Source organism: Allorhizobium ampelinum S4, from assembly GCF_000016285.1.
GTDB classification, from domain to species: Bacteria; Pseudomonadota; Alphaproteobacteria; order Rhizobiales; family Rhizobiaceae; genus Allorhizobium; species Allorhizobium ampelinum.
The window spans coordinates 798,683-811,906 of the sequence record NC_011988.1 but is presented as its reverse complement, the minus strand read 5'-3'; the positions used below and the strand labels follow the sequence as shown (position 1 = coordinate 811,906).

General features: G+C 57.0%; 11 protein-coding genes. 8 read left to right on the top strand and 3 right to left on the bottom strand.

All coding sequences use genetic code 11. From position 1 onward, the window contains the following. Positions 1 to 60: 60 nt before the first annotated feature. A complete protein-coding gene (locus tag AVI_RS20690) occupies positions 61 to 1,467 on the bottom strand; it encodes a DUF6880 family protein (protein ID WP_012654092.1) in 1,407 nt (468 codons plus the stop codon). A gap of 457 nt (positions 1,468 to 1,924) precedes the next feature. Here AVI_RS20690 and AVI_RS20685 point away from each other — a divergent pair, with 457 nt between their 5' ends. The 5 genes from AVI_RS20685 to AVI_RS20665 all read left to right on the top strand — a co-directional run bounded on the left by AVI_RS20685 (position 1,925) and on the right by AVI_RS20665 (position 7,744). Beyond that, positions 1,925 to 2,413: an NUDIX hydrolase gene (locus AVI_RS20685; protein ID WP_012654091.1), complete on the top strand. Its 489-nt coding sequence runs from the start codon at positions 1,925 to 1,927 to the stop codon at positions 2,411 to 2,413. A gap of 347 nt (positions 2,414 to 2,760) precedes the next feature. Further along, entirely contained in the window at positions 2,761 to 4,263 is a 1,503-nt protein-coding gene (locus tag AVI_RS20680; protein ID WP_012654090.1) for an inorganic phosphate transporter, read from the top strand. Between the two features lie 19 nt (positions 4,264 to 4,282). Then, positions 4,283 to 5,020: a 16S rRNA (uracil(1498)-N(3))-methyltransferase gene (locus AVI_RS20675; RefSeq protein WP_012654089.1), complete on the top strand. Its 738-nt coding sequence runs from the start codon at positions 4,283 to 4,285 to the stop codon at positions 5,018 to 5,020. A gap of 178 nt (positions 5,021 to 5,198) precedes the next feature. Beyond that, positions 5,199 to 6,572 (top strand): glutamate--cysteine ligase, encoded by a 1,374-nt coding sequence (locus tag AVI_RS20670; protein WP_012654088.1) that lies wholly within the window; start codon positions 5,199 to 5,201, stop codon positions 6,570 to 6,572. Between the two features lie 272 nt (positions 6,573 to 6,844). After that, positions 6,845 to 7,744, top strand: a complete 900-nt coding sequence (locus AVI_RS20665; protein WP_012654087.1) for a DUF937 domain-containing protein — start codon at positions 6,845 to 6,847, stop codon at positions 7,742 to 7,744. A gap of 135 nt (positions 7,745 to 7,879) precedes the next feature. Here the strand turns inward: AVI_RS20665 and AVI_RS20660 are convergent, their stop codons facing one another. Further along, complete coding sequence (locus AVI_RS20660) at positions 7,880 to 8,179, bottom strand: DUF1127 domain-containing protein (RefSeq protein ID WP_012654086.1); 300 nt, start codon at positions 8,177 to 8,179, stop codon at positions 7,880 to 7,882. Positions 8,180 to 8,405: 226 nt separating this feature from the next. Between AVI_RS20660 and AVI_RS20655 the strand changes: the two genes are divergently transcribed. Beyond that, entirely contained in the window at positions 8,406 to 9,359 is a 954-nt protein-coding gene (locus tag AVI_RS20655) for a LysR substrate-binding domain-containing protein (RefSeq protein ID WP_041698964.1), read from the top strand. A gap of 52 nt (positions 9,360 to 9,411) precedes the next feature. Here AVI_RS20655 and AVI_RS29245 read toward each other — a convergent pair whose 3' ends face one another. Continuing rightward, positions 9,412 to 10,056: a TetR family transcriptional regulator gene (locus AVI_RS29245; protein ID WP_049777355.1), complete on the bottom strand. Its 645-nt coding sequence runs from the start codon at positions 10,054 to 10,056 to the stop codon at positions 9,412 to 9,414. A 486-nt stretch (positions 10,057 to 10,542) separates the two neighbouring features. Here AVI_RS29245 and AVI_RS20645 point away from each other — a divergent pair, with 486 nt between their 5' ends. Together AVI_RS20645 and guaB are read left to right on the top strand one after the other, a co-directional pair. Then, the gene (locus tag AVI_RS20645; RefSeq protein ID WP_012654083.1) at positions 10,543 to 11,466 is read left to right on the top strand and encodes a hydrogen peroxide-inducible genes activator; all 924 of its coding nucleotides are present in this window, start codon (positions 10,543 to 10,545) and stop codon (positions 11,464 to 11,466) included. Positions 11,467 to 11,630: 164 nt separating this feature from the next. Then, positions 11,631 to 13,121, top strand: a complete 1,491-nt coding sequence (guaB, locus tag AVI_RS20640) for an IMP dehydrogenase (protein ID WP_041698961.1) — start codon at positions 11,631 to 11,633, stop codon at positions 13,119 to 13,121. Positions 13,122 to 13,224 lie beyond the last annotated feature (103 nt).

Here is a 13,224-nt window from a genome sequence, read left to right as displayed (position 1 = left end):
CCATCCGCCGTTTGCTTCCCTGAAACCCACACCACTGCCAGCCGCCCTTTCAAAACCTTGTCAACGAAGGTCTTCGGGCAGCAGCATCCAGAACGAATATTTCTTGGCGTGCTTTAGTCTCAGGCTCTGCATGAACCTGACATGATCGTGTTGGCCGTTGGTGGCCGACATTCGCGGTGCCAGATCGGCCAGCGCTGTAATGTAGGATGCGGCATGGTGATAGGCTTGTGACGCACTGCGCTTGAGAATGTCACTGGCCAGCACCCGGTAGAGCACTGTTGCCGCTTCCGGCTGTTCCTCAGAGAGCTTCTCCGCTGCTGTGGACAGCAGTTCATATTGGCGACCGTCCCAGTCCTGGGCATGGTCAATCACCAGGCGCGCGGCGAGATCAAGCTTTGGCCAGCCGATCAGAAACCACAGGGATTTATAGGCATCCTTGCTGGTCATCACCAGATCCAGCGCCTTGTCCATCTCCTCGAATTCGGCGAAATCGTCCAGCTTGGCAATATAGGTTCGCAGCACGTCTGGCTCGAATGTCTCGCAGAACTCCTGCCAGCGTAAAGCCTGGGCATCCCCTCGCCGTTTGAGGCGTTCGAGAATATCGGCCTCCAGCAGCTTGCGCTCCTGCACACCATAGTCCGGGCCAGCCGCTGCCGTCATCCCGCCGATACGGATGACACGCATGCCCTTTGGCTTTCTGCGCACCCACTCGAGTGCCTGCTCGAAACGCTGGGCGTCAAACAGCAGATGCGCCAGGACAAGGCTATCCTGATAGAGTTCCGGCTTCGCCTCTTCCAACCGGATCACCTCATCGAAATCCTGCCGCTTCACGGCAAGATCCTGGAGAAGTTGCAGGATGTGTTGTGGCGCACGGTGGTTCTTGAGCGCGGCTTCCAGCAATTGCTTCCAGGTATCGGCGGCGGCTGTGCCAAGCACTGCCATCATTTGTGAAAAGACATCGCCCAGCTCGCGGTGCTTGTCAGCGGCCCGCACCTTTTCCAGGGCCGGGACCAACATGGTCTGCCCCGCTTCCGGCAAAGCCGCAATCATCGAAACCGCAGCAGCAATAATGTCTTCCGACAGTTTTTCCAGCTTGGCGCTGCGGTCGTAGAGGCGATGCGTCATCCCCAGCATCACTGACATCATCCGCACCATCCGCTCGGCTGCGGCAACCGGATCATCGCCAAGCTCGCCGCCGATGGTCCGCATCATACCCCCCAGCTCGGTCGACAATTCGCGCGCACGGTTGGCGGTAATGCCGGAAGCAGAGCGCTCAATCTGATCCAGACGCTTGTCGATCCGGGCCAGCACTTTGGTGGACCCCGCTGTCCCCGCAAGAGCTGCTTGCAGGCGCAGTTTCAAGGCTTTATTGGCGCTGGCCTCATCCAGCAGGATCTCCGCCAATTTTTCCGCGCCAAGCGAAGCCAGTCCGGCACGATCGAATTTCGCAGCAGCTTTCTTTGCCATCGTCTTCTCTCTCAAAACGCGCGCACCATAAGGACCCAGGATGAACCGCAAAAGAAGCGCCTCATGGCGAAAAGGCAAATAAGGTCATATTTAGGAATTATTTTCGGTGTAATCGAAGAAAAGGCCGACATCACGCAACAAACAAGACGGTCAAAGACAAAATTTCGCGGCCATGCGAATCGTCATCATTCGCGACACTGACGCGTAATCACCGAATCGCTTTGGTTTTCGACAGGTGGACAAGGGTTCACTCGGCTCGAACGTGCCACAATAAGAACGCCGCAATGCGATGGACGCATGACAGACAGTTCCTCATGACAATTGCATGAAGGCATTCATGAGTTCTATTATGGAAGACTCGGTTTACCTGCCGAATGTTTTTCTCGCTCAACGAAACCGCTACCAACCTTTGCGGGAATCAATTATATTAAGATAATCAAAAATACGGATTTACGCATTGGCTATTTTAAAACGCATCGTGTCGGATTTGGAATTGATGTTTCGGCGCCCGCCGAAGCAGCAATTTGCCGCGCTTTGCTACCGCGAAACCAAAACGGGTCTTCTGGAAGTTTTGTTGATTACCAGCCGCGATACCGGGCGCTGGGTCATTCCTAAAGGCTGGCCAATGGGCTCGAAAAAGTCGCATCTCGTGGCCCAGCGTGAGGCTTACGAGGAAGCAGGCGTCAAGGGAAAGATCGCCAAAACCAGTCTCGGTTCTTATTTTTACATGAAAGGCATGCCGGACGGGCTGAAAATCCCGTGTGAGGTGAAGGTTTACCTGCTGGAAGTGCGCGAGTTTGTTGACGATTATCCAGAAAAAGGCACCCGCATATTGGAATGGGTGAGCTGCGACGTTGCGGCTAGCCGGGTGCAGGAGCCACAATTAAAACGGCTTTTTCATCTTCTTTCCCTGTCGCGCCAGCGCAATGCCGCAAATGCGGGCTGATTTGCCGATAAAATGACGTCTTACGGTCATGATGACAGGCTATTTTCTTTGTATCGGGTCCCATAAGCATTTCGCGCTATTGTCGATAGAGAAGAGAGAGCTGCTGGCGAGTGCCTGATATTGAATACGCCATCAGGAAATCCGGGTTCGACTTTTTCTCTGATCCATTTTAAATCAATTCCGACCCAGGCAATTATGCGCTACAGCACCGTGCGGCCAAACGAACCAGAGTGCGCCGCATATCAGTCCTTCCTCCTCACGGGCCTCTCCCAAGGCCCCCTCCCATGGGCGCGACATCGGTTTTTACCCATGTGGCCCACTCCTACGATAGAACCCGCAAGCCAAGCATGAGCAAGATTCCAAAATACGCCCGACCAATGCTGGACAAGGATCTCGACCGGCTGACCCTGCTCGAACGCGCTGCCCAGCACGTGGCGCGTGGTGCGGCTCCTTACGGCATGGCATTGATCTTTTTGATCTTTGCGGCGGTTTTCGCGCTCGGCTTTGCAGCAGACCGGACGGGCTCCGCCATCATCATCGCCGCAGCAGCGCTTGCTGGCTACATGGCGCTGAATATCGGCGCCAATGACGTGACCAACAATGTCGGGGCTGCGGTGGGTGCCCGGGCCATGACGATGACCGGCGCGCTGGTGATGGCGGCGTTTTTCGAAATTGCCGGGGCGATGATTGCCGGAAGCGAAGTCACCGATACGATTTCCTCTGGCATCCTGGCACCATCTCTGGTTGGCAATCCGCAAACCTTTATCTGGATCATGATGGCTGCTCTGTTGGCGGCAGCCCTCTGGATCAATCTCGCCACCTGGGCCAATGCCCCGGTCTCGACGACCCATTCCATCGTCGGCAGTGTGATGGGGGCTGCCGCATCAGCCATGGGAACGGCCGCTGTCAATTGGCAGACCATCGCCACCATCACGCTCGGCTGGGTGATTTCACCGGTGTTGGGCGGATTGATCGCGGCCGCCATCCTGTTTCTGATCTACGACCTCATCGTTTACCGCCCCGACAAGATTGCCCAGGCGCGCCGTTGGGTGCCGATTCTGATTGGATTGATGGCGGGTTGCTTCAGTTGCTATCTCAGCCTGAAAACCACTGGCATGGGCTTTACGATCATCTCGGATCGAGCCGTTCTGTTCGGCCTGGTGATCGGCACCATTGCCTGGCTTGTGGCCCGGCCTATCGTGAGCCAGCAGGCCGTAGGGCTGGAAAATCGCAATCAATCCTTGCGCAAACTGTTTCGGATGCCGCTGATCGGTGCCGCCGCTTTGCTGTCCTTCGCGCATGGCGCCAACGACGTTTCCAACGCCATCGGCCCGCTGGCGGCGATTGTTCATACCGTCATGTCGAATGATCTGCACACGCGAATGACCGCACCGCTTTGGGTGGTCACGATAGGCGCGCTCGGCATTTCAACCGGACTTCTGCTGTTTGGCCCAAGGCTGATCCGCCTTGTCGGCACCAAGATCACCAAACTCAACCCGATGCGAGCCTATTGCGTCTCGCTTTCATCCGCCATCACTGTCATCACCGCTTCCAAACTGGGGCTGCCGGTCAGCTCCACCCATATTGCCATCGGTGCGGTGTTTGGCCTCGGCTTTTTCCGGGAATGGTATAATCGCCATTCAAAACGGCGGCTGGAGTACATGCTGATGAAGTCGGCGGAATGGCAGCGTAAAGCCCCCAAACCGTCCAATGCTGATGAGGTGAACCGGCGTCGCCTGGTCCGCCGCTCTCACATCCTCACCATCATGGGCGCCTGGTTGGTAACGCTTCCGGTCTCCGCAGGGCTTGCAGCGCTGATTTACCGGGTTATGTTCGCGCTCTTTCGATAATGTGAGACGGTCATAAGGCATGCGAGCAAATTACAAGATGCAGAGACTCTATGTCGACGCCGGGCTGGAAGCGGCAAATCCAGTGGCGACGACACCGGAACAGTATAACTATCTCGCCAATGTCCTGCGCCTCACCGAAGGTGCCGAAGTGCTTGTCTTCAATGGCCGCGATGGCGAATGGAAGGCCAGCCTTGCCTTTCCCACCCGCAAACGGATCGCGCTGATCCCGCAGAGCCAAACCCGCCCTCAGCCCCGCCCGAGCGACCTGACATTTCTGTTTGCGCCGCTGAAAGTCGGGCGGATGGACTATCTCGTCCAGAAGGCGGTGGAAATGGGCGCCGGTGCCCTCCAGCCAGTGATGACCCAGCATGTTCAGGGCAGGATCGGCAGCATTGAGCGCTTGCAGGCCAATGTGATCGAGGCAGCCGAGCAATGCGGCATCCTTTCCGTTCCAAAGGTTGCACCGCTGGTCAAGCTCAAGGACCTGCTGGAAACCTGGCCTGCCACCCATCGGATCATTTTCTGTGACGAGGACAGCGCCACCGACAATCCGATGCCAGCGCTGGCGGCAATCGAGGAACGGCAACTGGCATTGCTGGTCGGGCCGGAAGGTGGATTTTCCGATGAGGAACGCAGTCTTTTGCGCAGTCTCGGCTTTGTCACGGCCATTCCGCTGGGGCCGCGCATTCTGCGCGCCGATACCGCAGCCGTTGCGGCTCTGGCCGTGGTTCAGGCCAGCATCGGCGATTGGAAATGAACTTGAAACAACCCGGCATATCTCGTTCAATATTGTTGAACGTTCAAATCGCAAAATTCGCTTGCGCAGCCGCCGGGTTCAGCCCTATCAACCCTCGGTAACGCATCGGACCGAAAAGTGGAAACCGGTTTTCGGCCCGATGCGAAAATAAAACCTGTAGCAGAACAAGGTCGGCTTCATGGCTCGCGATACAACCGATGACACTCCCCTGACCTCGATTGAGGACATGGCGGCCTATATGGCCGAGGGGTGCAAGCCGAAAGAAACATTTCGCATCGGCACGGAGCATGAAAAATTCGGTTTTTTCACCGCCGATCTCTCTCCCGTTCCCTATTTCGGCGAAGCCAGCATTTCGGCGCTGCTGAACGGCATGCAGGCCCGGCTTGGCTGGGAACCGATCATCGATGGCGGAAACATCATTGGCCTGGCCGGTGGCAGTGGCCAGGGCGCAATTTCCATCGAGCCGGGCGGCCAGTTCGAACTATCAGGTGCGGCCCTGGAGACCCTGCATGAAACGGCGGGCGAAACCCTCCAGCATCTCGAAATCCTGCGGGAAGTCGCCGAGCCGATGGGGATCCGCTTTCTGGGCATGGGCGGCAGCCCACTCTGGACCCTGGAGCAGACGCCGCGCATGCCGAAATCCCGCTACGACATCATGACCCGCTACATGCCGAAGGTCGGCTCGAAGGGTCTGGACATGATGTATCGAAGCTCGACGATCCAGGTCAATCTCGACTTTTCATCAGAAGTCGACATGCGCACCAAGATGCGGGTTTCCACCAGGCTGCAAGCCATCGCCATGGCGCTGTTTGCCGCCTCGCCCTTTACCGAAGGCAAGCCGAACGGCCTGCTGTCCTGGCGCGGCGAGATCTGGCGCGATACAGACAATCGCCGCTCCGGCCTGCTGCCCTTCGTGTTCAAACCGGATTTCGGTTTTATTGATTATGTCGAATGGGCGCTTGATGTGCCGATGTATTTTGTCATGCGGGATGGCCGTTATCACGACTGTACCCATATCACTTTCCGCCAATTCATGGCCGGCGGTTTGAAGGGCGAAATCGCCGCCTGGCAGCCGACGATGGGAGACTGGACCAATCATCTGGGAACGCTGTTTCCCGATGTCCGCCTGAAACGATTCCTGGAAATGCGATTGGCCGATGGCGGCCCGCAAAGCCATATCACGGCGCTTTCGGCTTTCTGGGTCGGGCTGCTGTATGACGATACCGCGCTTGCGGCGGCTGACAATCTGACGTCTGGTTGGGATTTGGCAACGGTAACAGCACTTCGTGATACCGTTCCAACGCTCGGCTTCGATGCCACCGTAGAGGGCCGCTCCGTTCTGGATGTGAGCCGCGAGTTGCTGGCCTTGTCGAGGGCTGGTCTTGTGGCGCGCGCCCGGCTGAATGCGGAGGGCCAAGACGAATCGATCTATCTGCAACCGCTGGACAGTATCGTGGAACGAGGCCATTCCCTGGCGCAGGACATGCTGGATCTCTATCATGGCCCGTGGGATGGCCAGGTAGAACCTGTATTTTCCGCCTATCAATATTGAGGTCGGCACCCCACCCCCAAACCCTTGTGCTTGCTTAAAAAAACGATTTGCAGCGGGATATTTCCCGCTATAGTGGCTCTCGTATGATTTTCTCCTTGAATCAAGCTGATGGGAATTGGCGGGTGCAATGTCATGAACCATGCTGAAAAACAGGAGCATAAGGCTCGGGGCGATCAAGCATATGGCGTTTTGGAGCCACCGGCTCACCATGCGGACTATCGCCAACGCATGAATACCGTATAAAAAGGCTATGTGCCGGGGAGCGAATGCAAATGTTGCCACTGTTTGATATGCTGTTGAGAGCACAGAATGGCGCGGCCATGGACGCCATGGCAAAGCAGTTCGGGCTTGCCCAAGAACAGGTAGCGCAGGCGCTTGCCGCATTGACGCCGGCCTTTTCCTCCGGGTTCAAGCGCACCGCCGCCAATCCCTATGATCTGTCCAGCCTGTTTACTGCTTTATCGTCCGGCAATTATGCCCAGTATTTCGAAGATATGGGCAAGGCCTTTACGCCTCAGGGCATTGCCGACGGCAATCAGGTTCTGCAACAATTGTTCGGCTCCAAGGAGGTGTCGCGCGCTGTCGCCGCCCAGGCGGCCCAGATCACTGGCATCGGCCAGGACATTCTGAAACGCATGCTACCGGCTATGGCCGATACGATCATGGGCGGATTGTTCAAGCAGAGCCTTGGACAGATGCAGCAGGCCAGCAACCCCTTCGCCAACAACCCGATGGCTGGCCCAATGGCTGGGATGATCCAGGAATGGCTTCAGGCAACGGGATTTTCACCGAAAGCTCAACCGACATCGCCCGGTCCCTTCGACAATCCCTTCATTGCCGCCTGGCAGCAAATGATGGGCATAAGCGCGGCCAAGGCAGCCCCCAAGACCGAAACGAACCCTTTCCTGGACAATCCCTTCACCAAAGCCTGGCAAGACATGGTCAGTGGTTCGATGGGGCAAGCCGCGAAAGCAGAGCCACCAAAGCCGAGCCCGGAAGCCGAGGCCAGAAAATCGATGATGGATATCGTCAACACGATGTTCGATAGTGGTCTGAACGTGCAGAAAAGCTATCAGAAAAGCGTGGAACAGATCTTCGAGACCTATGTGACGGCGCCGGGCAAGGATGCTCGTGCCGAATCGGACGAAGGCGCCACTCATTCCAAGCACTGACTAAAACGCAATAACGGCCCGCCAAACATTGGTCGGCACACAAAAAAAGACCCGGCAACAGTGAACTGTTGCCGGGCAAAAGCAGGGCCGATTGGCTTTTCGCCCTGCGGGGATGGCGGATGGAAAGGGGATCTTTCAGCCGAGCGAAAGCGTGCTCACCTGTTTGCGAATCCTGGCGCGCGCGAGACCTGCAAGCTTTGCCGACGGATCTTCAAGTGGCCCGGACTTCGACAATTCAGCCTCCAGCTCAGCGCGGGTCAAACCGACATCATGCAGAAGGTAGTCGTCGAGATCCGCGAGCTTAAGAGCCGCGCGGCGGTTGGTGAGCGTGCGCAGCACAGAATTCACCGTCAAGACAATGGCGCGAAGGGCTGCGATGACCGCGCCCTCTGCGTGAGGAAAAGCCGTTACGGTGATCTGTCTGGTCGTGCGCATGACAATAGTCCTTTCGAATTCGGCACGAGAAGGGGCGGCCGCGCTTGGAAAACCAAGCCGGAGGGACGCCGTGAAGGGGTTGGAGGACACCGCGATAACTGAACATCAGTTGGTCACTCGTGGCGTCGATTGACACTTTGCAGTTTAAGATTTGCCGAATTTCTATTGATCAGTCCAGTGAATGTTTCTAATGGTAATCATCAATCCAACTGATGGAATGTCCGCCATGTCCGCACCTCTCGATACAGACCAGTTGCAAACCTTCATCGCCATCGTCGATACCGGCAGTTTTACCAAGGCGGCAGGGCGGGTCTTCAAGACCCAATCAGCCGTTTCCATGCAGATGCGCCGCCTGGAAGAGCGGATCGGCAAGCAATTGTTCATCAAGGACGGGCGTGGCAACCGGCTGACCGCAGAAGGCGAAAAACTGCTGAACTATGCCCGGCGGATCGTCCGGCTGAACAGCGAGGCGATTGCGGCTTTCGACGACAACCGGTTGGAAGGTACGTTGCGGATCGGCACGCCGGATGATTATGCCGACCGCTACATGCCGGAAATTATTGGCCGTTTCGCCAAGACCCATCCCAATGTAGAGCTTTACATCGTTTGCGAACCATCCTCCGACCTGGCCGAAAAAATGGCCAGAGGTGAGTTAGACATCGCACTTGTGACCCATAACCCGGCGACCAGACAATCCGACGTGATGCGCACCGAGCCGCTTTGCTGGGTGGCTTCGGCCAACCATCCCTTGCGCGATGATGCGCCTGTACCGCTTGCGGTTGGACGGCGCGATTGCAATTGGCGGCAACTGGCCTGTTCGGCGCTCGATGCCGACGGGCGCGACTATCAGATCCTGTTCACCAGTTGGTCATCGACCGTGGTCGCCGCCGCAGTGCTGGCTGGCTTGGCCGTTTCTGTTTTGCCGGAATCGGCGCTGCGAACCGGTATGAAAGTGCTGGGCCAGTTGGATGGCTTTCCGCCACTGCCGCCCGTGCAGATCGGCATCATGAAACGACCCGGAATGTCACCCTCGCTGATGAACGCCATCACCGACCATATCGCCGCCTGCCTTGACAATATCAACCCGACGGCCATCGAAGACGACATGGACGGAGAAACGAAAACCTATTCCCGTTACTATCCGCGCCTGCGGGCGGGACATATGATCCCCGGCTGGTAATACGACGTTTCATTGAAAATGACCGTTCGTATTGCCTCAGGACCCGAGACAATCACTTTTGAGCGGGTTGAAACAGCATGGCGCATGCAGCCTTTTTCCACTCGTCCAACATCGCCCAGGCTCGCTCATGCTTCTCGGCGATGGCGCGGAAAACCGCTCCGCTCAGCACCGCCACCAGCAGGAAGCGGTTGTGTTTGCCCTGTCCATCCCCGCCACCGGCAAATGGCCCCAGCCATCTCATCGCCAACGCGCCAATATCTTCCTGAGCCTTGTATTGCATCGCGCCAAGATCGGGATCGGTCGACATTGCAATCCAGAACTCGCGACACAGCGGATTGTCACGGTGCAGGCGCGCACCACGTTCGATCAGATCGACCAAACGCGCGCGCGCATCCGCTTCGTCGCGCACATCCGTTAACTGCGTGGTAATATCCTCGGCCAGGCTGGTCAGGCGCAGATCCATGATGGCTTTAAGCACAGCCGCTTTCTGCGGAAAGAATTGGTAGACGGAACCCACAGGTACGCCAGCATTGGCGGCAATATCCGTCATGCGCAATTGGGAAACCCCATGCTTGATAATAAGAAACTCAGCCGAATTCAGAATATTTTCGACACGCTGGATACTGCGTTTCTGTTTTGGCTGCTTACGTGGATTGATTCGCGAGCTTTCAATCGGCATTTTCATCGCCGTCACCATTCCGTCCTGTCCCAGGATAATTTCCACATCATGTGGACCACAGGTAAGGGCTCTATTGGAAGGGTGTTCAGTTTTGATTAATGCAAATTAGTAAACCCATACAAAACAGGGGGTCAGAAACCGTATCAAAACGGCTTCTGACGCCCCCTTTCGAAACAGATACGTGTAGGGCTCTTCAGCGGCGATGCTGGGATCATATCTGCTTCGAAGCCGGAAACTGCATTAAGACCGTATGAATACCCGCTTCATCGTCTGGATGTACCAGTTTGAAATACGCCAATTGATGCCCGATGATCGGTTCCGGCACCTGAATGCCGACTGTGGTCTTTATTGTCCGTGAAATCCATCATGGCGTCCTCCTTTGGAAGGCCGTCTTCGTCAAAATTGATTTTAAAACAGTGTTTCGTCTCAATGACTGCAGTGTTCCATTGACGGCCGATAATTTCCAATCGTATTTATTTTTAAATACGATTTGGAAATCCTATCATGCTGACCATACGTCAAATGCGCTATTTCGATGCCCTTGCCACCACACTCCATTTCGGCCGGGCTGCCGATCTTGTCCATGTCAGCCAACCGGCACTGTCGGCGCAGATCATGGAAATGGAAAAACATCTGGGTGTGATGCTGATCGAGCGCACGCGCGCCAGCACGATCCTGACTACCAAGGGACTGGAAATCCTGACCCATGTGCGCGAAGTGCTGGCGGGAATAGATCGGCTGGAACAGGCGGCGCGAAACAATGGCGGCATGTTGGAAGGCCTGGTGCGGATTGGCATCATTCCGACCGTCGCCCCCTATATGGTGCCGCGCATGGTGCCTTATCTGCGGCAAAATCATCCTCTGATCGAGATCGAGCTTAAAGAAGCGATCACAGATCGACTGCTGTCCGACTTGAATGACGGCAAACTGGATGCGGTCGTCGCGGCGCTACCGGTGGATGCGGACGCTCTGGTCTGCCGCAGCCTGCTCGTCGATCGGTTTTTCATGGCCGTGGCCCGCAATGACGACGCCGTGCTTCTATCGCCTCTGGTGGAGGCGGACGTAGACACCGACCGGTTGCTGCTGCTGGAGGAAGGCCATTGCCTGCGCGACCAGGCGCTGGCCGTCTGCAAAACCGCCAGCCGGCGCAGCATGGTCAATTTCGGCGCAACCTCGATGGCGACACTGCTCCAGATGGTGTCCCATGATATGGGCATGACGCTGATCCCCGAAATGGCGATCGAGACCGAAACCAGCCGCAACAAGATCCGCATCATTCCCTTTACCGATCCGCCGCCCTACCGCGAAATCGGCCTGATCTGGCGGCGATCCAGCGCCCGCCAAGCCGATATGGAAGCGCTGGCCGATGGTCTTGCCGCCAGCGCACGGGAAAAATCGACACCCTCGGAACCGCGGCAGGATCTCTAAAACGGGGGATGACCGACGTCATCCACAATCCATGCTTTTGCTATTCCCTTCCTGTCATGAACGTGTTACCAGCCCTCGCCAACCTCCAAGCATTACATGCAAAGGAATCCAGAGGAAAATCGCTTTTCTGGAGGACTCTGCCTATTCATATGAAGGATATTGGCATGGCACGGATCGTAATTTCGGCAACCGGCGCAGAAGCGCTTACCTTTGACGATGTTCTCCTCCAGCCCGGACATTCGGAAGTCATGCCGGGCCAGACGAATATCTCCACCCGGATCGCCAAGGATATCGATCTTTCGCTCCCCATCCTGTCTTCCGCCATGGATACGGTCACCGAGAGCCGTCTGGCGATTGCCATGGCCCAGGCTGGCGGCCTTGGGGTTATCCACCGCAATTTGACACCAACCGAACAGGCCGAAGAGGTTCGCCAGGTCAAGAAATTCGAAAGCGGCATGGTGATCAATCCTGTCACCATCCATCCGGATGCGACGCTGGCCGAAGCACTCGGCCTGATGAAGGCCCACGGTATTTCCGGCATTCCGGTCGTCGAAAACGGTGGCCGTCCCGGTCGCCTGGTCGGCATTCTCACCAATCGCGACGTGCGCTTTGCCTCGGATCATTCCCAGAAGATCCATGAATTGATGACCCGCGATAACCTGATCACCGTCAAGGATGGCGTCGAGCAGCAGGAAGCCAAGCGTCTCCTGCATAGCCACCGGATCGAAAAGCTGCTGGTGGTGGACAATGAAGGCCGCTGCGTCGGCCTGATCACCGTCAAGGATATCGAAAAGTCGCAGCTCAACCCCCATGCCGCCAAGGATTTTCAAGGTCGCCTGCGGGTCGCCGCCGCTATCTCCACCGGCGATGATGGACGCGAACGGGCCGAACGGCTGATCGAGGCTGGCGTCGACGTGATCGTCGTCGATACTGCTCACGGCCATTCACAACGGGTGCTGGATGCCGTAACCGCCGTGAAGAAAATGTCGAACTCGGTGCGGATCATTGCCGGCAATGTTGCGACCGGCGACGGTACCCGCGCCCTGATCGATGCAGGCGCCGATGGCGTCAAGGTCGGTATCGGCCCTGGCTCGATCTGCACGACCCGTATCGTTGCAGGCGTCGGCGTGCCGCAACTGGCCGCCATTATGGCAGCCGTCGAAGCAGCTCATAAGCTGGATATTCCCGTCATTGCCGATGGCGGCGTGAAATTCTCCGGCGATCTGGCCAAGGCGATTGCTGCGGGTGCATCCGCCGTCATGGTCGGTTCGCTGCTGGCCGGTACGGATGAAAGCCCCGGCGAAGTGTTTCTCTATCAGGGCCGTTCCTTCAAGGCCTATCGCGGCATGGGCTCGGTCGGCGCCATGGCGCGCGGCTCGGCGGACCGCTATTTCCAGGCGGAAGTGCGCGATACGCTGAAGCTGGTGCCGGAAGGTATCGAAGGCCAGGTGCCGTATAAGGGTCCGGTTTCTGCCGTGCTGCACCAGCTGGCGGGCGGTCTCAAGGCCGCCATGGGCTATGTCGGCGGCAAGGACATCAAGGATTTCCAAGAAAAGGCCACCTTTGTGCGGATTTCCGGCGCGGGCCTGCGCGAAAGCCATCCGCACGGTGTCACCATCACCCGCGAAAGCCCCAACTATCCAGGCGCTGCATAAAAGACGTCGCGGTCACGAATAAGTGTTGATGAAAACCCGGATTGGCCTCCCATGAACATTGGATGCCGGTTCGGGTTTTCTATCTTTTAGACTGGACAACCTT